This is a genomic window from Microbacterium sp. cx-55, from assembly GCF_021117345.1.
Lineage (GTDB): Bacteria > Actinomycetota > Actinomycetes > Actinomycetales > Microbacteriaceae > Microbacterium.
The window spans coordinates 259,033-281,873 of record NZ_CP088261.1; the positions used below are offsets into that span (position 1 = coordinate 259,033).

Sequence of the window (22,841 nt, forward strand, 5' to 3'; positions counted from 1 at the left end):
CCCCGGATGCGGCACCCCACGCCCCCCCCGACCCGGGATGCGGCACCGCACGCCGCCCCGGGTACGCTCGGAGGATGCGTGCTGCCGACATCGCGGACGACCTGACCACGGTCCTCGCCACCGAGGAAGACATCCTCGCCAAACTGGAGGACATCGCCGCGCAGGTCGCGGCCGACTACGAGGGCAAGGACCTCGTGCTCGTGGGCGTGCTGAAGGGCGCGATCATGGTGATGGCCGACTTCTCGCGGGCGCTGCCGATGCTCGTGCCGATGGACTGGATGGCCGTCTCCTCGTACGGCACCGGCACACGGTCGAGCGGCGTCGTGCAGATCCGCAAAGACCTCGACACCGACATCCACGACAAGCACGTGCTGATCGTCGAGGACATCATCGACTCCGGCCTGACCCTCAGCTGGCTGCTGGAGAACTTCGCGGCGCGCGGGGCCGCATCCGTCGAGGTGTTCGCGTTGTTCCGCAAGCCCGAGGCGGCCAAGGTGCAGGTCGACTGCCGTTACGTCGGCTTCGACATCCCCAATGAGTTCGTCGTGGGCTACGGCCTCGACTACGCCGAGCGTTACCGCAACCTGCGCGACGTCGCGGTGCTCGCTCCCCACGTGTACTCGTAGCGCGCCCGCGGTGTACGCCGTGGGCGAATGCACAGACCCGGCATAGATCGCCCGCGCTACCCTGGAGCGACCGTCCGCAGGCGGCTCGTCGACGAAAGGGCCGGGGTCCGTCCCCGCACAATGGACTTCAAGAAGATCACGCGCAACCCGCTCCTGTACGTCTTGCTGATCGGGCTCTTCCTGATCGTGGGTTTCTCGTTGATCTCGAGTCTGGGCGCGGCCAAGCAGGTGACGACCCAGCAGGGTCTCGAACTGCTGCAGGGCAACACGGTCACCGAGGTCACGAACACCGACGGTGACCAGCGCGTCGACATGAAGCTCTCGAGCCCGTACGAAGGTGCGAACGAGGTGCAGTTCTACTACGTGAACGCCCGCGCGAGCGAGGTCGTCGACGCGATCGGTGCATCGAACCCGTCCGACGGTTACAACGACATCGTGCCCCGCGCGACCTGGTTCGACGGCATCCTCTCGCTGCTCCTGCCGATCCTGCTGCTCGGTCTGATCTTCTGGTTCCTGATCTCGTCCGCCCAGGGCGGCGGCAACAAGGTCATGCAGTTCGGAAAGTCCCGCGCGAAGCTCGTCACGAAGGAGACGCCGACCGTCACGTTCGAAGACGTCGCCGGCTCCGACGAGGCGATCGAAGAGATGCAGGAGATCAAGGACTTCCTGAAGGACCCGACGAAGTTCCAGGCGCTCGGTGCCCGCATCCCGAAGGGCGTGCTGCTGTACGGCCCTCCCGGAACCGGTAAGACCCTTCTCGCCCGCGCGGTCGCGGGGGAGGCGGGCGTGCCGTTCTACTCGATCTCGGGCTCCGACTTCGTCGAGATGTTCGTCGGTGTCGGCGCGAGCCGCGTCCGCGACCTCTTCGGCCAGGCCAAAGAGAACTCGCCGGCCATCATCTTCATCGACGAGATCGACGCCGTCGGTCGCCACCGCGGCGCCGGCATGGGCGGCGGGCACGACGAGCGCGAGCAGACGCTGAACCAGATGCTGGTGGAGATGGATGGCTTCGACCCCAAGGTCAACGTCATCGTGATCGCGGCGACCAACCGCCCCGACATCCTCGACCCCGCACTGCTGCGCCCGGGCCGTTTCGACCGCCAGATCGGCGTCGACGCCCCCGACTTGCAGGGCCGCAAGCGCATCCTCGAGGTGCACGGCCGCGGCAAGCCGCTCGCCGACTCGGTCGACCTCGAGGTCGTGGCACGCAAGACCCCCGGGTTCACCGGTGCCGACCTCGCCAACGTTCTGAACGAAGCGGCGCTGCTCACGGCCCGCTCCGATGCTCAGCTGATCGACAACCGCGCGCTCGACGAGGCGATCGACCGCGTGATCGCCGGCCCGCAGCGTCGCACCCGCGTCATGCGCGACAAGGAGAAGTTGATCACCGCGTACCACGAGGGCGGCCACGCCCTCGCCGCGGCCTCGATGAACTTCACCGACCCGGTGACGAAGGTGACGATCCTGCCGCGCGGCAAGGCGCTCGGGTACACGATGGTGCTGCCGCTCGACGACAAGTACTCCGTCACCCGCAACGAACTGCAAGACCAGCTGACGTACGCCATGGGCGGTCGCGTGGCGGAGGAGATCGTCTTCCACGACCCCACGACCGGTGCCTCGAACGACATCGAGAAGGCGACCGACATCGCCCGCAAGATGGTCACCGAGTACGGCATGACGACGGATGTGGGGCCGGTCAAGCTCGGCTCGTCGTCGGGCGAGGTCTTCATGGGACGCGACATGGGGCACGGCCGCGACTTCAGCGAGCGCGTCGCCGAACGGGTCGACAGTCAGGTGCGCGCGCTCATCGAGCAGGCGCACAACGAGGCCTACCAGGTGCTCAACGACAACCGCGACATCCTCGACAAGCTCGCGCTCGAACTGCTCGAGAAGGAGACGCTCGACCACAACCAGCTGGCCGAGATCTTCCGCGACATCAAGCGTCTGCCCGAGCGTCCGCAGTGGCTCTCGAGCTCGGAGCGTCCGGTGTCGCAGCTGCCTCCGGTCGACGTGCCCCGTCGCACGCTGCCCGCCGGCGCCGTGGCGCAGGAGGAGGCGGCGGCGCCCGTCGCCGAGAAGGCCCCGCACCGTCGCCCGTCGACCGGTCAGGCCAGACCCGCGACCGCGTAGGCTCGGCGCGTGGCCGTCGACCGTGAACGCATCGCCGCGCTCGTGCGAGAACTCCTCGACGCGATCGGTGAAGACCCCGAACGTCCGGGGCTGAAGTCGACCCCGCAACGGGTCGCCGACACCTACGTCGAGTTCTTCTCCGGAATCGGAGCGGATGCTGCCGGCCCCCTCGCGAACACCATTTCGGTGAGCCGCGGTCCGGCACCAGAAACCCTCCCGTCGGGGGCGGTTATGCTGCAGGGCATCCGCTTCCGCTCGGTGTGCGAACACCACCTGCTGCCGTTCCGCGGACGCGCTCACATCGCCTACCTCCCGGGGGAGCAGGTCGTCGGACTCGGGGCGCTGCCCCGAGTCGTCGACGTGCTGGCGGCGCGCCCGCAGGTGCAGGAGCGTCTCGGCGAGCAGATCGCCGACACGATCGACGGTGCGCTCGACGCCCGCGGTGTGCTCGTCGTGCTGAGCGCGTCGCACGACTGCGTGACCACGCGCGGGGGCCGGCAGCCGGATGCGGAAACTGTCACGATCGCGGCACGCGGTGAGCTCGCCGAACCGGCCGCGCGGGCCGAGCTCATCGCTCTGCTCGCCGGAGCCGCCGCGTGACGTCGATCATGGGGATCGTCAATGTGACCCCCGACTCCTTCAGCGACGGCGGTCGCTACCTCGACCACGCAGCGGCGGTCGCCCACGGGCTGCGGCTGCGCGCCGACGGCGCCGACATCCTCGACGTCGGCGGCGAGTCCACGCGACCCGGCTCGGAACGGGTGTCGGCCGAGGTCGAACAGGAGCGGGTCGTGCCGGTCGTGCACGCGCTCACCGAAGCGGGTGCGGTCGTCAGCATCGACACGATGAACGCCAGTACGGCGGCCGCGGCCATCGCGGCGGGCGCCCGCATCGTGAACGACGTCTCCGGCGGTCTCGCCGACCCGGGCATGCTCACCGTGGTCGCCGCGTCGCGCGCCGACGTGGTGCTCGGTCACTGGCGCGGGCACTCCGACCGCATGTACGCGGAGGCCGAGTACCGCGATGTCGCCCGCGACGTCGTCGTCGAGCTCCGCGAGCGCCTGGCCGCTGCGGCGGTCGCCGGAATCGCGCCGTCGCGGGTGATTCTCGACCCGGGGATTGGGTTCGCGAAGCGTGGCGAGCAGAACTGGGAGATGCTGCGCGGGCTTTCGCAGCTCGTCGGCGTCGGACCCCGGGTGCTGGTCGGAACCAGCCGCAAGCGCTTCCTCACCGATGCGCTCGACGGCGAGGTGACCGAGGAACGCCGCGACCTGGCGACCTCTGTGACGAGTGCGCTCGCCGCGCTCTCGGGAGCCTGGGGAGTGCGCGTGCACGATGTGCGCGCGACCCGCGACGCACTGCGCGTCGCGGACGCGTGGCGAGGAGGAACCTCATGACCGGTGACCGCATCACCCTCACCGGAGTGCGCGGCTTCGGCTACCACGGCGTGTTCCCGGACGAGCGGCGCGACGGCCAGGAGTTCGTCGTCGACGTCACGATCCGCATCGATCTGCGACCGGCCGCCGCGAGCGACGACGTCGCCGACACGGTGCACTACGGCGAACTCGCCGAGCAGATCGTCGCCGACATCGCCGGTCCTCCGGTCGACCTCATCGAAACGCTCGCCGCGCGGATCGCCGACGGCGTGCTCGATCGCCTGGGCGTCATCGCGGTCACCGTCACGGTCCACAAGCCGTCCGCGCCGATCACCGTGCCCTTCGGCGACGTCGCCGTGACCATCGAACGAGAGCGGAGCGCCTCATGAGTCGTCGCCTGGCCCAGGGGTTCGAGGGCGATGCGCCGCGGGAGTCCGCATCCGTCACCGCCGTCATCGCGTTCGGATCGAACCTCGGCGACCGCGCGACGATCTTCGCCGAAGCCGCCGACGATCTTCGCCGCATGCCGCTCACGAGTGACGTGCGCGTCGCGCCGGCGATCGAATCCGTCGCCATTCGCGTGGAGGGGCCGGATGCAGACGCCCCCGCCTACCTGAACACCGTCGCCCTCATCGCCACCCGGCTCGCGCCCTCGATCCTGATGTCGTACCTGCACGCGATCGAGGACCGGCACGGCCGCGAACGTCGCGAGCAGTGGGGCGACCGGACGCTCGATCTCGACCTGATCGCCTATGGGGACCGGCAGATCCGGACGCGCCGGCTGACGGTGCCGCATCCGCGTGCCGCCGAACGCGCCTTCGTGCTTGACCCGTGGCTGGCGCTGGACCCGGATGCGGAGCTGCCCGGCCTCGGACGCGTCGCCGAGCTGCGCGCCGCGATCGAGGACCCCTCGTGAAGCGCACGAGCCCCGGCGTTCTGGCGATCGCCGCGATTCTCGGGATCGGCGTCGGCTTCCTGATCGACCAGGTGCTCACCTCGATGGGCAACGCCACGTTCACCCCGATGATCTCCCTCCCCGTGCTGCTCGCGCTGCTCGGGGCGCTCTGCCTCGCGCTCGCGATCCCGATCCGGCGGGCGACCCGCGGCCCGAACGGCGCCCCGATCGACCCGTTCCGCGCCGTCCGTGTCGCGATGCTCGCGAAGGCGTCGAGCATCGTCGGCGCAGCGATCGGTGGCATCGCCGGGGGACTGCTGCTGTTCCTCGTGACGCGCCCGGTGTCGCCCTCGCTAGGCTCGACGAGCACGATCATCGCGACGATCGTGGCCTGCGCCGCCCTGATCGCGGCGGCGCTCATCGCCGAGAACCTGTGCACCATCCGGAAGGACGACGATGACGAACAGCCCGGAGACGCCGGCGGAAGCACCATCGCCCGCTGAGAATGGTGCGCTCGACACGGCGACACTCCAGGGGATTCCGCAGCCGCGCGGCGAGGGAATCGCCCCGGATGACGGCAGTTGGCACCAGCTCGCGAAGCGGTACCTGACCCTGCAGCTGATCTCGACCACGCTGTGGATCGCCCTCATCGCGGTCGCGGCGGTCGTGATCACGGGGCTGACGCAGGTCGCCTGGGTGTGGATCCCCGCCGGCATCCTGCTGGTGATCCTGCTCATCACGCTGCCGATCATTCCGCGGCAGGTGCGCGCGTTCGGCTACCGGCTGCGCGAAGACGACCTCGTGCTGCGGCGCGGCATCCTGTTCCAGCGCGTCGTCGCCGTGCCGTACGGGCGCATGCAGCTCATCGACATCACGCACGGTCCCCTCGACCGGGCGTTCGGTATCGCACAGTTGAAGCTCGTGACGGCCGCTGCGACCAGCGCGGTCGTGCTGCCCGGTCTCACCCAGGCAGCCGCGGAGCAGCTGCGCGACACGCTCATCGCGGTGGCCGAGACGCGCCGGACCGGACTGTGACCGACGCCGCGGCACCGGTCGTCCGCGCCCGGTCGGCCCTCAGCGACGGCGAATGGCAGCGGATGCATCCGCTCTCGCCGTTGCTGCGTGGAGGCCTGTTCCTCATCGTGGTGCTCGGTTTCGTCGTCGCGAACCTGCGCGAGCGTCTCATCGAGATCTTCCTGCCGGGGCTCACACCCGGATTCCGCGGGGGGCCGCCGGAGGACCCGATCGACTACATCCTCGGCCACGACCTCGTGCTGCTGGCGCTGCTGGCCGTGCTCGGCATCGTCGTCGTGCTCGTCCTGCTCTTCTGGCTGTCGTGGCGGTTCCACTCGTTCCGCATCACCGGCGATGACGTCGAGGTGCGCAGCGGGGTGCTGTTCCGGTCGAACCGGCGTGCGCCCCTCGACCGCGTGCAGGGCGTGAACCTCACGCGCCCGCTCGTGGCGCGCCTCATCGGGCTCGCGAAACTCGAGGTCGTTGGCGCCGGCCTCGACGCCAACGTGCGGCTCGAGTACCTCTCGACCGCGAACGCCGAGGCGGTGCGCCACGACATCCTGCGTCTCGCCTCCGGACGCACGCTCGGCGAGGCCGCGCCCGGGGGCACGCCCCGCTCCTGGCAGGGCGGCGCCGCGGCCTCCGTGATGACCGGGGTTACCGGCATCGTGGATGGTGCGGAAGAGCCCGTGAGCGAGCCCGCGTCGGTCGTCCGCATCCCCTTCGCCCGACTGGTCGGCTCGGTGCTGCTCAGCGACACGACCGTCGCCCTGATCCTCGTGGCGATCGGGGCGGTCGTCGCGATGCAGTTCTGGCCCCCGTGGCTGCTCTTCACCCTCCTCCCCCTCGTCCTCGGGTTCGGGGCGTACTACGTGCGGTCGATCACACGGTCGCTCCGCTACGCGATCGCCCCCACGCCGCACGGGGTGCGCATCGTCTTCGGGCTGTTCACGACCGTCACCGAGATCCTGCCGCCGGGCCGGGTGCATGCCGTGCAGGTGCGTCAGCCGCTGCTGTGGCGACCGGCCGGATGGTGGACCATCACGGTCAACCGCCTGTCGGGAACGAGTTCGGGGCAGGAGGCCGCGGCCGCTTTCACCCACGTGCTGCCGGTCGGAACCCGCGCCGACGCGGAACGGGTCGTCGCCCTGCTGCTGCCCTGGCTCGACGCCGACGAACGCGCGCTCATCTTCGACCGCGGGGTGCTGGCCGCATCCGCCGACGATCCGTACACCACGACGCCGCCGCGCGGCCGGGTGCTGCGGCCGATCTCATGGCGTCGGAACGGCCTCACGCTCTCGCCGACCGCGCTGTTCCTCCGGCGGGGACGCATCGTGCGCTCGCTCGTGATCGTGCCGCTCGCTCGTGCGCAGAGCATCGCGGTGCATCAGGGGCCGATCTACCGGATGCTGCGGCTCGCCCGCATCCGCGCGCACACGGTCGCGGGCACCGTCGACACCGGCATCGGGGCCATCGACCGCGCCGACGCGCTCGCGCTGTTCGCCGCGGCGGAAGCGCGCGCGATCGCCAGCGCCGCGACCGACCGGTCGCACCGGTGGGACGCGGATGCGGATGCGGGTGCGGGCGCGGATCTCCGGCCGGACGCGGTTGCGGACCCGGACGCGGTTGCGGACCTGGACGCGGGTGCGGATGCAGGGACCGATGCGGGCACGAGCGCGTCCGTGCCGCCGAGCGAAAGGACACACGAGTGAACCGCGACGGGCGTCTGGGCGTCGGAATCATCGGCGCCGGCCGAGTCGGACCGATCGTCGGTGCGGCACTGGCGGGCGCGGGGCACGCGCTCGTCGGCATCACGTCGGGATCCGATGACGACCGGGTCGAGGCGATCCTGCCGGGGGTTCCCGTGCTCGATGTCGCCGAGGTCGTGCGGCGCAGCGAACTCGTCGTGATCGCGGTTCCGCACGATGAGCTGCCGGGTCTCGTGTCGGGGCTCGCCGAGCTCGGCTCGTGGCAGATCGGGCAGCTCGTGCTGCACGTCGATGCCGGGTACGGCACCGAGGTGCTGGCGCCCGCGGCCGGGCGCGGCGCCATCCCGCTCGCCGTGCACCCCGCGATCTCGTTCACCGGCACGAGCATCGACCTCCGCCAGCTGCCGGCGTCGTATGCGGCGGTCACGGCGCCCGCGGCGGTGCTGCCGATCGCGCAGGCCCTCGCGGTCGAGATGGGCTGCGAGCCGGTCGTGGTGGCGGAAGCGGACCGGCCGGCGTATGCCGAAGCGATCGCCACGGCGACGCAGTTCGCGCGGTCGATCGTGCAGCAGGCCACCGGCATCCTGAGCGGGATCGGGGTCGAGAATCCCGGCGGGTTCCTGTCGGCGCTCGTCCGCTCAACGGTCGACGATGCGCTCATCCGCGCCACACCGCCGAGCGCACGGCTGGAGGGTCTCGACGGACTGGACGGTACGGTTAGCGGATGATCCGCTCCCTTCCGGAGCTGCGCACCCGACTGGCAGACGCCAGAGCCGCAGCTCCCGGGTCGCGTGTCGCCCTGGTCTCCACGATCGGTGCGCTTCACGACGGCCACATCGACCTCATCCGCGCCGCGCAGGAGAACGCCGACATCGTCGTCGTCTCGCTGTTCGTCAACCCGCTGCGTTTCCGGACGGTGGCGGAGTACGAGGCGTATCCGCGCACGCCCGAGGCGGATGCCGAACTGCTCGAGCGGTTGGGCGTCGACATCGCGTTCGCCCCGGATGCGGCGGAACTGCTGCCGACCCGCACGTCGGTGACGAAGGTGTCGGCCGGAGATCTCGGCCTGCGCTACGAGGGACGCACGCGCCCGTTCTACTTCGACGGCCTGCTCACGGTCGAGGCGATCCTCTTCCACCTCGTCGCGCCCGACGTCGCCGTCTACGGTCAGCGCGATCGTCAGCGCGCGTTCCTCGTGCGGCGGATGGCGCGGGACCTCTTCTTCGACGTCGACGTGATCGATGTGGAGACCGCTCGGAGTGCCGATGGCCTCCCGCTCTCGACGCGGCTCGACGTGCTCGAGCCGGCCGACCGCTCGGCGGCGACGCTGCTCGTGCGGGCGTTGGAGGCGGCCGCCTCGAACGCCGATCGCGACGTCGACGCGTGCATCGCGGCGGCGCAGTCTGCGCTGATGGGAGAGAACCGCATCCGTCTCGAGTACCTGAACGTGGTCGACCCGGCGACGTTCCTGCCCGTCGACGAGGGGCACCGCGGACCCGCGCTCGCCCTCATCGCCGCGACCGTCGGTACGCACCGCTTCATCGACAACGCCGAGATCTACATCCGCTGACGCGGCCCCTCCTCCGGTCCTCTTCGCCGACCGGCCCCTTTGTCGCCCAGCCACCCCCTTTCGAGCGGGTCGCACGGGGGTGGCTCGGGGGTAGGGGGGGTCGCCGAAGGGTCCGGCGTCGGAGCGGCGCCGGAGGGCCAGGCCGGAGGGGCCGCGCCGGGGGCGCGGATAGACTGGGCGGGACTTCCGAGGAGCCCCCACGATGACCGAATCGACCGATTCCGCCGCGCCCGCCGAGATGAGCGAAGACGACGTCTTCGAGCAGAAGGCGGTCCGCCTCGCGAAGCGCGAGCGCCTCATCGCGGAGCGGACGGATGCGGCCGGGGGCGCCTACCCCGTCTCGCTGCCGCTCACCCACACCATCCCGCAGCTGCGCGCCGAGTACGGCGAGCTGGAGGCGGGCGCCGAGACCGGCGTGACGGCCGCCGTCGCGGGCCGGATCGTCTTCAGCCGCAACACCGGCAAGCTCTGCTTCGCGAGCCTGCAGTCCGGTGACGGCAGCCGCATCCAGGCCATGGTCTCGCTCGCGTCGGTCGGTGAGGAGTCACTGCAGCGCTGGAAGGACCTCGTCGACCTCGGCGACCACGTCTACGTCTCCGGCGAAGTGATCTCGAGCCGGCGCGGCGAGCTGTCGATCATGGTCACCGACTGGGCGATCGCCTCGAAGGCCCTGCTGCCGCTGCCGAACCTGCACAGCGAACTCAACGAGGAGACGCGGGTGCGCTCGCGCTTCCTCGACCTCATCGTGCGCGACCAGGCGCGGGTGACGGTGCGCGCCCGCGCGGCCGTCAACGCGAGCCTTCGCCAGACGTTCACCGACCACGAGTTCATCGAGGTCGAGACCCCCATGCTGCAGGTTCAGCACGGCGGCGCCTCGGCCCGCCCGTTCGTCACGCACTCGAACGCGTTCGACACCGACCTGTACCTCCGGATCGCGCCCGAGCTGTACCTCAAGCGCGCGGTCGTCGGCGGACTCGACCGGGTCTACGAGATCAACCGCAACTTCCGCAACGAGGGCGCCGACTCCACGCACAGCCCGGAGTTCGCAATGCTCGAGGCGTATCAGGGGTACAGCGACTACAACGGGATCGCCGACCTCACGCAGGAGCTGATCCAGAACGCGGCGATCGCCGTCACGGGTTCGACGACGGTGACCTGGGCCGACGGCACCGAGTACGACCTCGGGGGCGAGTGGGACCGCATCTCGATGTACGACTCCCTGAACGACGCCCTCGTGGCCGCGGGTGGCGACCTCGCGGGGCGCCGCGTGACCCCGCAGACTCCGGTGGACGAGTTGCGCGCGATCGCGGCCGCCGCCGGCGTCGACGAGCCGCAGCATCCGACCCACGGCAAGTTCGTCGAAGAGCTGTGGGAGCACTTCGTGAAGGGCGACCTCGTGCGCCCGACCTTCGTCATGGACTTCCCGGTCGACACGAGCCCGCTCGTGCGCGAGCACCGTTCGATCCCCGGTGTCGTCGAGAAATGGGACCTCTACATCCGCGGCTTCGAACTGGCCACCGGATACTCCGAACTCATCGACCCGGTGATCCAGCGCGAGCGGTTCGTCGAGCAGGCGAAGCTCGCCGCCCGCGGTGACGTCGAGGCCATGCGCATCGACGAAGAGTTCCTGCGCGCGATGGAGCACGGCATGCCCCCGATGGGCGGCATGGGCATGGGGATCGACCGGCTTCTCATGGCGATCACGGGCCTCGGCATCCGAGAGACGATCCTCTTCCCCCTCGTGAAGTAGCGCGGGCTGCCGGTTACCGGCGCGGGGGGCGCCCCTACCGGAGGTCGAACCGCCGGTCACCGGCGCGCGGGGCGGAACGCCCAATCCGGGAGGTGCCCGGCCTGCACCATCGACAGCACGATGCGGCTCAGCCCGTGCTCGGGATCGATCTCGCACGCGGCCAGGGCGTAGTGCTCGGCATGGCTCGACCGGCCGAGCGCCCACGACAGCCACCCGCACACCGACAGTGCTCCGGGGCGCACGTCGCGCGGCGCCACCGCAGCGGCCCACCGCGCGACCGCGAGGGCATCCGCCAGGCGGTCGGCATCCGGGCGCTCCCCCTCGCCCATCATGCGTTCGGCCGGCCCGCTCGGATACTGCGCGCCGTTCTCCCACCGCAGCTGCGCCTCGAACGCGCGGTCACCGGCGTCGACGCCGTCGATCCAGGTGGTGATGCCGACGTCGCGAAGCGCCGGGCGGGACAGACACCAGATGAGGGTCGCGAGGCCGAAGACGTTCGTCTCGTCGGTTTCGTGCTCGAGCGCGAGCTCGAAGAAGACCGGCAGATCGTCGAGAGCGCTGACGGCCGAGAAGGCCAGCGGGTCGACGCGCTCGCCGCTGGCCGGGGCGGGCGCCCCCGCCACGACGCCCAGCGCGAACTCGAGCTGCCGGAGCGCCTGACCCACGCGTTCGCGACTCGCCAGATCGACGGCCGGAAGCTCCGCGCCGGAGAGGTGATCCGGATGCGGCGTTCCGGTCGCCGCGGTCGCTGCCGCCGGTGGTGCGGGCAGCGCGGTCAGCGCGTGGCCGCCGGGCGGGTGCGCATCGCCCAGGTAGCGGGTCCAGGAGTCCGGGCCGACGTAGAGGAGGTCGATGACGTCGAGCCCCGAGCGATGCGCGGCGCGCTCGATCGCATCGGCGACGGCCCGCCGCGGCACGTCCGCGTCGATCGCCTCGTCGCCGTAGACGATCGCCACGATCGCATCGACGAGCGAGACACGGCAGGCGAGACCGAGGACGGTGGAGGCGAATGCGGCGGGGTCGGTGTCGCCCGGCGGAAGGTCGAAGCGCATGCCGCCCGCGCTTCGCCCGCCGCTGAACGGGATCAGCACGACGCTGCGGCTCGGCGCGAAGCCGAGGAGGTGAGGAACCATGGTCAGGAGGTCGGCCGCATCCGCAGCCTTGATGATCGTCGTCATGCGACGACCCTGCGGCCCGCGCGGACGATGAAACCGAGTCCCACAGCGCCAACCGGGCATTCGGGCACGGGGGAGGACAAGTGGGCGGCGGGTAGAATGGGCCGATGGAGAACTTCTGGGTCGCGGCACTGTGGGCAGTGGGGCCGACGATCCTCGTCACGGCGGCGTTCTTCTTCGTGATCCGGTCGATCATCCGGATGGACCGCACCGAGCGTCGCGTGCACGCTCGGATCGAAGCGGAAGAGCGGGCCAAACGGGGCCTCCCGCCCGTCGCCACCGCATCCGACAACTGACGGCACGACAGCCCGTCCGGGCGTTCACCGAGCGCCCCCGCCCGGTACGCTGAACGAAATTCAGCCGGGGAGGCCGTGTGCTGCAGATCGTCTTCGATCCGTCGTGGTGGCTGATCTTCGTCTTCGTCTTCGACATCGCGGTGCGCATCGCCGCGGTGATCATCGTGCCCCGCAACCGCCGCCCCACCGCCGCGATGGCGTGGCTGCTCGCGATCTACTTCATCCCGATCATCGGGGTGTTCCTCTTCCTCCTGATCGGTACGCCGCGACCGCCGCGGGTGCGCCGACGCCGGCAGCGGGCGATCAACGACTACCTGCAGAAAGCATCCGCCGGGCTCGACTTCGGCACACTCCGCCCCGACGCGCCGGAGTGGTTCACGTCGCTCGTCACGCTCAATCAGAATCTGGGCGCGCTGCCTCTGTCGGGTGACAACGACGCCCACCTGATCGCCGACTACCAGGAGAGCCTCGACGCGATGGCCGAGGGGATCCGGCGCGCGAAGGACTACGTCCACGTCGAGTTCTACATCCTCCAGTCCGATGCATCCACCGACAACTTCTTCCGGGCGCTCGAAGAGGTCGCCGCGCGCGGGGTGACCGTGCGTGTGCTGCTCGACCACTGGGCGAACCGCGGCAAGCCGTACTACCGCCGCACGCTCAAGCGCCTGACCGCCATGGGTGCGGAGTGGCATCTGATGCTGCCCGTGCAGCCGCTGCGCGGGAAGTATCAGCGGCCGGATCTTCGCAATCACCGCAAGCTCGTTGTGATCGACGGGCAGGTGGCCTTCATGGGGTCGCAGAACGTCACCGACTCGACCTACAACCTGCGCAAGAACATCCGCCGCGGGCTGCACTGGGTCGACCTGATGGCCCGGCTCGAGGGCCCGGTCGTCGGCAGTGTCGCGGCGGTCTTCCTCTCCGACTGGTACAGCGAGACCGACGAGATCCTCGGCGGCGACATCGACGACTTCGAGTTGAGCCGCGCGACCGGCGACTTGGACTGCCAGATCGTGCCATCCGGGCCGGGATTCGAGTTCGAGAACAATCTGCGCCTCTTCCTCGGCCTCATGTACGCGGCGCAGCGGCGCATCGTGCTGGTGAGCCCGTATTTCGTGCCGGATGAAGCCATGCTGCTCGCCATCACGACGGCCTGCCACCGCGGGGTCGAGGTGGAGCTCTTCGTCTCGGAGGAGGGCGACCAGGCGATGGTCTATCACGCGCAGCGCAGCTACTACGAGGCGCTGCTGCGCGCGGGCGTGCGGATCTGGCTCTACCGCCGGCCGTACATCCTGCACACGAAGGCGTTCACGATCGACGAAGAGGTCGCCGTCATCGGCTCGAGCAACATGGACATGCGCTCGTTCGGTCTGAACATGGAGATCTCGTTGCTCGTGCGGGGTGGAGAGTTCGTGCGCGAGATGCGATCTGTGGAAGACAAGTACCGCTCGCTCAGCCGGGAGTTGACGCTGGAGGAGTGGATGACGCAGCCGCTCCGCTCGACCGTGCTCGACAACCTCGCCCGGCTGACCTCCGCGCTCCAGTGAGCGCAGGTCCCCGGGAGCGGGTGCTCGCGGATCGGCGGCCCCGGCGGGGGAGCTCGGCGGGGGAGCTCGCGCGCTGCCGCCCGGGCGCGAGATGATGGGGGCGGCCGTGCGGATCCGCGCCGGTGCGGGTTCGCGAGAGGGGTCGCTCATGAAACGACGGGGATGGGCGGTGATCGCGACCGCTCTGCTCGGCGCGACGCTGCTGGCAGGATGCGCGAGTGAGCCGGGTGGGGGTTCGGCCTCGCAAGCGCCGGGAGAGCTCGAGCTCGGTGCCGCCTGGGTGGATGGCGGCCGCATGATCGCCCTCACCACCTGGGGCAGCTCGACCTGCGTGCCGTTCGCCGAGAGCGCGGAGCTCGACGGTTCGACGCTCGCCGTGACGCTGGCCGATCAGCAGACGGACGGAGCGCCGCCCGTCTGCACGAGTGACAACGTGCAGAGGGCGACTCTTGTGGGGGTCCCCGCGGGAACCGACCCGGCGCAAGACCTGACGCTCGCGGTGGAGTACGCATCCGGATCCGCATCCGCCGTCGGCGACGTGACCCTCGCGGGTGTCGCCGGACTCGCGATGCCTGCCGCCGAGACGGACTACGCGCCGAGCGCCGGATGGGTCGGCGACGACGGCACGTTCGCGTTCGTCACGTGGGGCTCCTCGACCTGCGCGCCCGAGATCGAGGGCGTCGCGGAAACCAGCGCGACCGAGGTGACGGTGACGTTCGCCGCGCCGCCCGCCGACCGGGTGTGCACGATGGACATGGCCCCGCGCGTCGCGCTCGCCGTCGCCCCGGGCCTCACCGGCGCCGATGGCGCCGCGCTCGTGCTGCAGGGCGACTCGTTCGACGGCCTCCGCGCGCCGATCCTCGGCTGACCCCCGCGCGGTCGGGGGGTTGACCCCCGCGCCGGGGTGGTGGGCTGACCCGGCGCGGGTGGTGGGCTGACCCCCGCGCGGGTGGTGGTTGCGGATGTCGCGTGCGTGCCGCGTGCCTGGTGGCTGGTGCCTGGTGCCTGGTGCTTGGCGCTCGCGTGTCGCAATCTGCCGCCGTCCCCTGCGCATTGCGACACGTGAGCGCCTGATTGTTCGCTCACGTGTCGCAATCTGCGGGTTGTGGCGACGGATTGCGCCACCTGAGCAGCTGATCGTTGGTGCTCAGGTGTCGCGATTTGTCGCCGACCGCTGCCGATTGCGACACTTGAGCGGCTGAGCGCGTGGTTGTTCGCTCACGTGTCGCGATTTGTCGCCGACCGCTGCGAATTGCGCCACGTGAGCAGGTCGGTAGGGGATCCCGACTCCTCCTCCCCAGCGGGGAAAAGGGTGCCGATCGGCCCCAAAGCCGGTCCGCGGGCTGCGCGACGAGGCCGGAATCTGCCAGCGTGCCGTCATGTCACTCGAACCCCTACCCGCGTTACTCGGCGACCGCTTCGGCGTCGGAACGGCCCTCGATGCCGGGGTGCCGGCCGGGCGCCTCCGTCGCTCAGATCTCGAGAGCCCGTTCCACGGTGTGCGGGTTCGGCCCGACGCGACGCTTCCGGAGGCGTATGCCGAGTCGGGTCCTGCGGAGCGGGACCACCTCATGCGGGCGCTCGCTTTCCTGCCCCGCCTGGACGGGGAAGCATTCTTCAGCCACGTGACGGCGGCCGTGATCTTGCAGCTGCCTCTGCCGCCCTACGTCGTCGTCGACGCTCCCGTCCACGTGTCGGTGCTCCCGCCGCATCGGCCCCCGCGGGCGAAGGGCATCAAGGGACACGTCGCGATGCCGCATCTCACGGCCACTCGGCGTGACGGGGTGATCGGCGCGCGCGTGACGAGTCCGGCGACGACGTGGGCGATGCTCGGCGGATCGCTGGTCGACCTTCGGGACGTGGTCGCCGCGGGGGATGCGTGCATCCGCACGTGGCGAGTGTCGGACCCGATCGCGAGCCTGGATGAGCTGAGCGCCGTCGTCTCGGCGGGCCGCCGGATCGGGATCGAGCGCTTGCGGACGGCACTTCCTCTGCTGCGGTCACGGAGCGCGTCCCGTCCGGAGACGTGGTGTCGGCTGACCCTGATGGATGCGGGGCTCGAAGAACCGGAGTCGAACTTCGACATATACGTCGACGGTGTGCGCGAGGCTTGCGTCGACCTTGCCTACCCGAAGTTGCGGATCGCGATCGAGTACGAGGGTGAGCACCACCTGCGTGACGCGACGCAATGGGCACGTGACATCGTTCGGTACGAGCGGCTCGCTGCCGCGGGATGGCACGTCATCCGGGTCACGCGAGCGGAACTCTTCGAGACGCCCGAGAAGTTCGTGCGCCGTGTGCGGGTCGCGATCTCCGCTCGGTCCTGATCCCGCCCGCCCGACTCACGTGACGCAATCTGCCGCCGGATGTCGCCGATTGCGCCACGCGAACCATCGCGCAGGGGGCTCACGTGGCGCAATCGGGCGTCGGGGGCGACGGTTTGCGACACGTGAGCGGAAGGAAGGGCGCGGATGCGGTCGGGGGCGGGGACGCGGATGCGGGAGGGCGGAAGCGGAGCCGCGGGAGGCTCACGTGACGCAATCTGCCGCCGGATGTCGCCGATTGCGCCACGCGAACCGTCGCGCAGGGGGCTCACGTGGCGCAATCGGGCGTTGGGGGCGACGGTTTGCGACACGTGAGCGGAAGGAAGGGCGCGGATGCGGGAGGGCGGGAGCAAAAGCACGTCCGCAGCCACGGGCGCGGATGCGGACGGCGCGGGAGCGGGTGCGGAAGGACCGGAGCGGATGCGGACGGCGACGGGCACGGCACGGGAGCGCACCCGGCGGAGGGCCGCTCGGCCGTGCGCCCCCAGCGAACACGGGCATGCCGCATCCGTGGGCTGGTTAGCCTCGTTGTACTGCGCCAGACTGCGCCAATTGTGAGGCGCCAGGAGTGCCCCCGGAGGAGTGGACGATGTTCGAGAGATTCACGGACCGAGCCCGTCGTGTGGTTGTTCTCGCCCAAGAAGAGGCGAAGATGCTCAACCACAACTACATCGGTACCGAGCACATTCTGCTCGGGCTGATCCACGAGGGCGAGGGTGTCGCTGCCAAGGCCCTCGAATCCCTCGGCATCTCGCTCGACGCCGTGCGCGAGCAGGTGCAAGACATCATCGGCCAGGGTCAGCAGCAGCCGACCGGCCACATCCCCTTCACGCCGCGTGCGAAGAAGGTGCTGGAGCTGTCGCTGCGCGAAGCGCTGCAGCTCGGCCACAACTACATCGGCACCGAGCACATCCTGCTCGGCCTCATCCGCGAGGGTGAGGGCGTTGCCGCTCAGGTGCTCGTGAAGCTCGGCGCCGACCTCAACAAGGTGCGCCAGCAGGTCATCCAGCTGCTCTCGGGCTACCAGGGCAAGGAGCCGGCTGCCGTCTCCGGTGCCGCGAACGAGTCGCCGCAGGCCGCGCAAGGCGGGTCCGCCGTGCTCGACCAGTTCGGTCGCAACCTCACGCAGGCCGCGCGCGACAACAAGCTCGACCCGGTGATCGGGCGCGAGAAGGAGATCGAGCGCGTGATGCAGATCCTGTCGCGCCGCTCGAAGAACAATCCCGTCCTCATCGGTGAGCCCGGCGTCGGCAAGACCGCCGTCGTCGAGGGCCTCGCCCAGGCCATCGTCAAGGGCGATGTGCCCGAGACGCTCAAGGACAAGCAGGTCTACTCGCTCGACCTCGGCTCGCTCATCGCCGGGTCCCGCTACCGCGGTGACTTCGAAGAGCGGCTGAAGAAGGTCACGAAGGAGATCCGCACGCGCGGCGACATCATCGTCTTCATCGACGAGATCCACACCCTGGTGGGTGCGGGTGCCGCAGAGGGCGCAATCGATGCGGCCAGCATCCTGAAGCCGCTGCTCGCCCGCGGTGAGCTCCAGACCATCGGTGCCACCACGCTCGACGAGTACCGCAAACACTTCGAGAAGGATGCGGCTCTCGAGCGCCGGTTCCAGCCCATCCAGGTGGCCGAGCCGAGCCTGCCCCACGCGATCAACATCCTCAAGGGGCTGCGCGACCGCTACGAGGCCCACCACAAGGTGCAGATCACGGATGGCGCGATCGTCGCGGCCGCGAACCTCGCTGACCGCTACATCTCCGACCGCTTCCTGCCCGACAAGGCCATCGACCTGATCGACGAGGCCGGCGCCCGCCTGCGTCTGTCGATCCTCTCGAGCCCGCCGGAGCTGCGCGAGTTCGACGAGAAGATCGCCAAGGTCCGCGAGCAGAAAGAGGTCGCGTCCGAGGAGCAGGACTTCGAGAAGGCCGCGTCGCTCCGCGATGAGGAGAAGTCGCTGCTCGCCGAGCGCCTGCGCCTCGAGAAGCAGTGGAAGAGCGGCGACGTCGCGACGACCGCTGTGGTCGACGAGGGCCTGATCGCCGAGGTGCTCGCACAGGCCACCGGCATCCCCGTCTTCAAGCTGACCGAGGAGGAGACCAGCCGTCTCGTCTTCATGGAGAAGGCGCTGCACCAGCGCGTCATCGGCCAGGAAGAGGCGATCGCGGCGCTGTCGCGCACCATCCGCCGTCAGCGTGCCGGCCTCAAGGACCCGAAGCGCCCCTCCGGCTCGTTCATCTTCGCCGGCCCCACGGGTGTCGGAAAGACCGAGCTCGCCAAGGCGCTCGCCGAGTTCCTGTTCGACGACGAGGGCGCGCTGATCTCGCTCGACATGTCGGAGTTCGGTGAGAAGCACACGGTCTCGAGGCTCTTCGGTGCCCCTCCCGGGTTCGTCGGCTTCGAAGAGGGCGGCCAGCTCACCGAGAAGGTGCGGCGCAAGCCGTTCTCGGTGGTGCTGTTCGACGAGATCGAGAAGGCCCACCCCGACATCTTCAACTCGCTGCTGCAGATCCTCGAAGAGGGTCGTCTGACCGACGGTCAGGGCCGCGTCATCGACTTCAAGAACACGGTCATCATCATGACCACCAACCTCGGTTCGACGGCGATCGCCGGCGGCCCGGTCGGGTTCCAGGTCGAAGGTAACGCCCAGACGACGTACGAGCGGATGAAGGGCAAGGTCGACGAGGAGCTGAAGCGTCACTTCAAGCCCGAGTTCCTCAACCGCGTCGACGACGTCATCGTCTTCCCGCAGCTGAACAAGGACGAGCTGCGCCAGATCGTCGGGCTCTTCACGAAGCGCCTCGCCGACCGGCTGCTCGACCGCGACCTCACCATCGAGGTGTCGGATGCAGCGAAGGACCGGCTCATCGAGATCGGGTTCGACCCGACCCTCGGTGCCCGTCCGCTTCGCCGGGCGATGCAGCGCGAGGTCGAAGACCAGCTGAGTGAAGAGATCCTGCACGGTCGCCTCAACGCGGGCGATCACGTGAAGGTCGATCTGCAGGACGGCAAGTTCGTGTTCGACACCGCTCCCCGCGGGGAGAAGGTCGCCGTCGGTGTCGCCACCGCCGGTGAGATCAGCGCGACCCCCGACATCGTCGCGGGCGCCTGACCTGACGCTCAAGAAGGGGGCGGATGCTGCGGCATCCGCCCCCTTCGTCGTTCCTCACCGCGAGGGCGGGTCGGCGTAGGGTGGGGGCGTGAGCGAATTCACCGTGCGTGCGGCGCGGACCTCGGACGTCCGTGCCATCCACCGGATGCTGGAGCCGTACGTGCAGCGCCGCATCCTGCTCGGCAAAGACATCGTCGTGCTCTACGAGGCGGTGCAGCAGTTCATCGTCGCGGAGGACTCCGACGGCACCGTGATCGGCTGCGGCGCGCTGCACGTGATGTGGGACGACCTCGGCGAGATCCGCACGCTCATCGTGTCGGATGACTGGCTGCACCGCGGCGTCGGGCGGGGCATCGTCGAAGCCCTCGAGAACGCGGCCCGCGCGCTCGGCCTGTCGCGCCTGTTCTGCCTGACCTTCGAAGTCGAATTCTTCACTCGGCGCGGGTTCTCCGAGATCGGCGAGCACGTCGTCGACCCCGACGTGTACTCGCAGCTCGTGCGCAGCCCCGACGAGGGCATCGCGGAATTCCTCGACCTCGCGCACGTCAAACCGAACACGCTCGGCAACACCCGGATGCTGAAGAACCTCTGACTCCGCGCCCGCCCGGGCGTGCCGCATCCGCTCCACGGCGGGCGGAGCTTAGCCTGGACGCGTGAGCACTCCCGTACGACGTCGACAGTCCCCGGCCGTCTATCGCCGTCGCCGCCTCGTGCTCCTCGTCGGGGTGCTGCTCGTGATCGGCCTGGTCTGGCTGCTCGTCGCGCAGCCGTGGCGAGGAAACGCGGCCCCGATGCCCGCGACGACGCCATCCGCGTCCGCCCCTGCATCCACCCCGGACTCCGCGACCGATTCCGCCACCGACGAGCCGAACGACGGCGCGAACTCGGATGCGGTCGACCCGGGCACGGTCGACGGCGTGCCGACCTGCACCGCCCAGGACGTCACGGTCGAAGCGTTGACGGATGCGACGAGTTACGCCGCCGACCAGAACCCGCAGCTGTCGATCCGCCTGACGAACTCGTCGGCCGCGGATTGCACGATCAACGTCGGCACCACCGGGCAGTCGTTCACCATCACGAGCGGCAACGACACGTGGTGGCGCTCGACGGACTGTCAGTCGGAGCCGAGCGACACGATCGTCACGTTGACAACCGGCCAGACCGTCACGAGCGCCGCACCCATCACCTGGGATCGCACCCGCTCATCCGTCGACACCTGCCAGGACGCGAACCGGGTGAAGGCCCCCGGTGGCGGCGCCTCGTACCACCTCGCCGTCGCGATCGGCGGAATCGCGGCGACGTCGACGGCGCAGTTCATCCTGAACTAGCGGGGCGCCCGCAACGAGCAGCGCCCTCCGAGCAGCGCCCTCAACCCGCGCGGCGTCCCTTGCCGCCGGCGCCGAAGGCGAGCACCAGGCCGTAGCCGGAGACCGCCCCGCCGATCCAGCTGAAGAAGTGCAGCCAGGACGGCGCACCGTTCAGGTCCCAGATGACGAAGCCGACGCACGCGGCGAGTCCGAGGAGAGCCATGATGAGCCCGGTGATGCGGTAGGTGTTCACGCACTCACCGTAGGGGGTCGGGGTTCGCCGTGACCAGTCGAGTCCGAGCCCGGACACACGAACACGCGATCGCGCGCGAGGGGGTGCGTGCGATCGCGTGCCCGTGGTGAGGCCTCGCAGAGACTACTTCGTGCCGTCGAAGACCTCTTTCTCCATCGCGTCGTAGCCCTCGGCCTGCGGGTCACCGTGCAGTCCTCCCGACAGGGCGTATTCCTCTTCCGGCGAGAGGATGAGCCGGTTCCGGCCGTAGAGCGCGAACCCGATGAAGATCACGGCGTAGACCACGATGATCGCGACGATCGCGAGCAGATACGCCGGGTTGACCAGCAGCCCCACGAAGACGATCGCGGCGATGATCGCGGCCGAGTAGGCCCCGAACAGACCCCACGGGCTCTTGTACGGACGATTGGCGTTCGGGAACTTCCGGCGCAGCACGATGAACGACACCATCTGCAGGAAGTAGGCGAGCACCGCGCCCCACACGGCAATGTTGAGCACGATCGCTCCCGCCGGGCTCGCGTCACCGCCGGCGGCCTGCACGATCACGAGGGCCAGGAAGCCGAGCACCGCGCCGAAGACGAGCGCGACCCACGGGGTCTGGCTCTTCTTGCCGGTGAGCGACAGCCAGCGTGGGTAGTACCCGGCCCGCGAGAGCGAGTACATGTTGCGGCCGTAGGCGAACATGATGCCCATGAGCGAGGCCAGCAGGCCGACCAGGGCGAGGAGGGCGAGGATCGCCGCCGCCTGATCGCCGACCATCGTGCGGAACCCGTCGAGGAGCGGCTCGAGTGAGGCGCCCGTGGCCTCGGCGCCGAGCACGCCGGTGTTCAGGAACAGCACGATGAGGCCGGTGACGATCAGGGTTCCGCGTGCCCAGAGACCGGCGCGCGGGATGTCGCGGGCCGGGTTGTGCGACTCTTCGGCCGCGAGCGGGAGCTCCTCGATACCGAGGAAGAACCACATCGCGAACGGGAGGGCGAGCAGGATCGACCAGATGCCGAACGGGAGGAACGCGCTCTCGCCCGCGGCGGGGGCGATGTCCCACAGCGAGTCCCAGCTGAACTGCCCGGAGAAGACCGCCATCACGCCGAAGACGACGATGATCGCGATCGAGATGATCGACACGACGATCGCGAAGACGAACGAGATGTTGGCACCCGCCGCGTTCAGCGCGATGAAGACCGCGTACAGGATCAGCCACCACACGAACGATGGCAGGCTGACGCCGGTCAGGAGCGACAGCGCCGCATCCGCATACTGACCCGAGAAGTAGACGACCACCGCCGTCGTGGCGACGTACTCGATGGTCTCGGCGAGGCCGGTCGCGAGACCACCCCATGGGCCGAGTGCGGATCGCGCGAACGAGTACGCGCCGCCCGTGTGCGGCATGGCCGCCGCCATCTCGCCGATCGAGAAGGTGAGGCCGTAGTACATGACGACGAGGATGACGAAGGCGATCAGCATGCCGCCGAAACCGGCGAAGCCGATGCCGAAGTTCCAGCCGGAGAAGTCGCCCGAGATCACCGCCGCGACGGCGAGACCCCAGAGGCCCCAGACGCCGGCCGATCTCTTCAGGGTGCGCTTTTCGAAATACCCGGTTTCAGCTCGGGTGTAGGTCGCTCCGGCGACCCGCCGTGAATCACTGCTCTGGGACATCCATCCTCCGTGAGGCTTCGGGTGCTGCACGTGATCAGGCGCGCCGGAACGCGCGCCGTTTCGGTTGATTGTGGAGGTTATTGGCATGCTGTGTCTACCTTTGA

22 protein-coding genes are annotated in these 22,841 nt (G+C 69.6%); 19 read left to right on the plus strand and 3 right to left on the minus strand.

From position 1 onward, the window contains the following. Positions 1-74 precede the first annotated feature (74 nt). The 12 genes from hpt to lysS all read left to right on the plus strand — a co-directional run bounded on the left by hpt (position 75) and on the right by lysS (position 11,070). On the plus strand, positions 75-626 hold the full coding sequence (gene hpt, locus LQ938_RS01210) for a hypoxanthine phosphoribosyltransferase (RefSeq protein WP_223722244.1): 552 nt from the start codon (positions 75-77) through the stop codon (positions 624-626). Positions 627-746: 120 nt separating this feature from the next. Next, positions 747-2,756, plus strand: coding sequence for an ATP-dependent zinc metalloprotease FtsH (gene ftsH / locus LQ938_RS01215; RefSeq protein WP_223722245.1), 2,010 nt, complete (start codon positions 747-749; stop codon positions 2,754-2,756). 9 nt (positions 2,757-2,765) lie between these two features. Beyond that, positions 2,766-3,356: a GTP cyclohydrolase I gene (gene folE, locus LQ938_RS01220; protein ID WP_223722246.1), complete on the plus strand. Its 591-nt coding sequence runs from the start codon at positions 2,766-2,768 to the stop codon at positions 3,354-3,356. Continuing rightward, positions 3,353-4,153 carry a dihydropteroate synthase gene (gene folP / locus LQ938_RS01225; RefSeq protein WP_223722247.1) on the plus strand — a complete coding sequence of 267 codons (801 nt, stop codon included), beginning with the start codon at positions 3,353-3,355 and terminating at the stop codon, positions 4,151-4,153. Before folE ends, folP begins: the two co-directional genes overlap by 4 nt. After that, positions 4,150-4,521, plus strand: a complete 372-nt coding sequence (folB, locus tag LQ938_RS01230) for a dihydroneopterin aldolase (RefSeq protein WP_223722248.1) — start codon at positions 4,150-4,152, stop codon at positions 4,519-4,521. Before folP ends, folB begins: the two co-directional genes overlap by 4 nt. Next, complete coding sequence (gene folK, locus LQ938_RS01235) at positions 4,518-5,048, plus strand: 2-amino-4-hydroxy-6-hydroxymethyldihydropteridine diphosphokinase (RefSeq protein ID WP_223722249.1); 531 nt, start codon at positions 4,518-4,520, stop codon at positions 5,046-5,048. The genes folB and folK overlap by 4 nt, the downstream gene beginning before the upstream one ends. Continuing rightward, positions 5,045-5,530, plus strand: coding sequence for a DUF3180 family protein (locus tag LQ938_RS01240; protein ID WP_223722250.1), 486 nt, complete (start codon positions 5,045-5,047; stop codon positions 5,528-5,530). Before folK ends, LQ938_RS01240 begins: the two co-directional genes overlap by 4 nt. After that, a complete protein-coding gene (locus LQ938_RS01245) occupies positions 5,484-6,062 on the plus strand; it encodes a PH domain-containing protein (RefSeq protein WP_223722251.1) in 579 nt (192 codons plus the stop codon). The genes LQ938_RS01240 and LQ938_RS01245 overlap by 47 nt, the downstream gene beginning before the upstream one ends. Next, positions 6,059-7,753, plus strand: coding sequence for a PH domain-containing protein (locus LQ938_RS01250; protein ID WP_223722252.1), 1,695 nt, complete (start codon positions 6,059-6,061; stop codon positions 7,751-7,753). The genes LQ938_RS01245 and LQ938_RS01250 overlap by 4 nt, the downstream gene beginning before the upstream one ends. Then, entirely contained in the window at positions 7,750-8,478 is a 729-nt protein-coding gene (locus LQ938_RS01255) for a DUF2520 domain-containing protein (RefSeq protein ID WP_223722253.1), read from the plus strand. The genes LQ938_RS01250 and LQ938_RS01255 overlap by 4 nt, the downstream gene beginning before the upstream one ends. Then, the gene (gene panC, locus LQ938_RS01260) at positions 8,475-9,320 is read left to right on the plus strand and encodes a pantoate--beta-alanine ligase (RefSeq protein WP_223722254.1); all 846 of its coding nucleotides are present in this window, start codon (positions 8,475-8,477) and stop codon (positions 9,318-9,320) included. Before LQ938_RS01255 ends, panC begins: the two co-directional genes overlap by 4 nt. A 202-nt stretch (positions 9,321-9,522) precedes the next feature. Continuing rightward, the gene (gene lysS / locus LQ938_RS01265) at positions 9,523-11,070 is read left to right on the plus strand and encodes a lysine--tRNA ligase (protein ID WP_223722255.1); all 1,548 of its coding nucleotides are present in this window, start codon (positions 9,523-9,525) and stop codon (positions 11,068-11,070) included. A 56-nt stretch (positions 11,071-11,126) separates the two neighbouring features. On the opposite strand, the gene LQ938_RS01270 is transcribed toward lysS, so the two are convergent. Next, a complete protein-coding gene (locus LQ938_RS01270; protein WP_223722256.1) occupies positions 11,127-12,248 on the minus strand; it encodes a DUF4192 family protein in 1,122 nt (373 codons plus the stop codon). A gap of 104 nt (positions 12,249-12,352) precedes the next feature. On the opposite strand from LQ938_RS01270, the gene LQ938_RS01275 reads away from it, so the two are divergent. From LQ938_RS01275 to LQ938_RS01305, 7 genes are all read left to right on the plus strand, one after another. Then, positions 12,353-12,541, plus strand: a complete 189-nt coding sequence (locus LQ938_RS01275; protein ID WP_223722257.1) for a hypothetical protein — start codon at positions 12,353-12,355, stop codon at positions 12,539-12,541. Between the two features lie 80 nt (positions 12,542-12,621). Beyond that, the gene (gene cls / locus LQ938_RS01280) at positions 12,622-14,085 is read left to right on the plus strand and encodes a cardiolipin synthase (RefSeq protein WP_263317615.1); all 1,464 of its coding nucleotides are present in this window, start codon (positions 12,622-12,624) and stop codon (positions 14,083-14,085) included. A 148-nt stretch (positions 14,086-14,233) separates the two neighbouring features. Continuing rightward, positions 14,234-14,953, plus strand: a complete 720-nt coding sequence (locus tag LQ938_RS01285) for a hypothetical protein (protein WP_223722259.1) — start codon at positions 14,234-14,236, stop codon at positions 14,951-14,953. 511 nt (positions 14,954-15,464) lie between these two features. Further along, entirely contained in the window at positions 15,465-16,412 is a 948-nt protein-coding gene (locus LQ938_RS01290) for an endonuclease domain-containing protein (RefSeq protein WP_223722260.1), read from the plus strand. Between the two features lie 586 nt (positions 16,413-16,998). Continuing rightward, a complete protein-coding gene (locus tag LQ938_RS01295; RefSeq protein ID WP_223722261.1) occupies positions 16,999-19,521 on the plus strand; it encodes an ATP-dependent Clp protease ATP-binding subunit in 2,523 nt (840 codons plus the stop codon). An 88-nt stretch (positions 19,522-19,609) separates the two neighbouring features. Then, positions 19,610-20,113 carry an amino-acid N-acetyltransferase gene (locus LQ938_RS01300; RefSeq protein WP_223722262.1) on the plus strand — a complete coding sequence of 168 codons (504 nt, stop codon included), beginning with the start codon at positions 19,610-19,612 and terminating at the stop codon, positions 20,111-20,113. A 61-nt stretch (positions 20,114-20,174) separates the two neighbouring features. After that, positions 20,175-20,849, plus strand: a complete 675-nt coding sequence (locus LQ938_RS01305) for a hypothetical protein (protein ID WP_223722263.1) — start codon at positions 20,175-20,177, stop codon at positions 20,847-20,849. A 40-nt stretch (positions 20,850-20,889) separates the two neighbouring features. Here LQ938_RS01305 and LQ938_RS01310 read toward each other — a convergent pair whose 3' ends face one another. Beyond that, on the minus strand, positions 20,890-21,081 hold the full coding sequence (locus LQ938_RS01310; protein WP_223722264.1) for a hypothetical protein: 192 nt from the start codon (positions 21,079-21,081) through the stop codon (positions 20,890-20,892). Between the two features lie 123 nt (positions 21,082-21,204). After that, complete coding sequence (locus LQ938_RS01315; protein ID WP_223722265.1) at positions 21,205-22,737, minus strand: amino acid permease; 1,533 nt, start codon at positions 22,735-22,737, stop codon at positions 21,205-21,207. Positions 22,738-22,841: the final 104 nt, after the last annotated feature.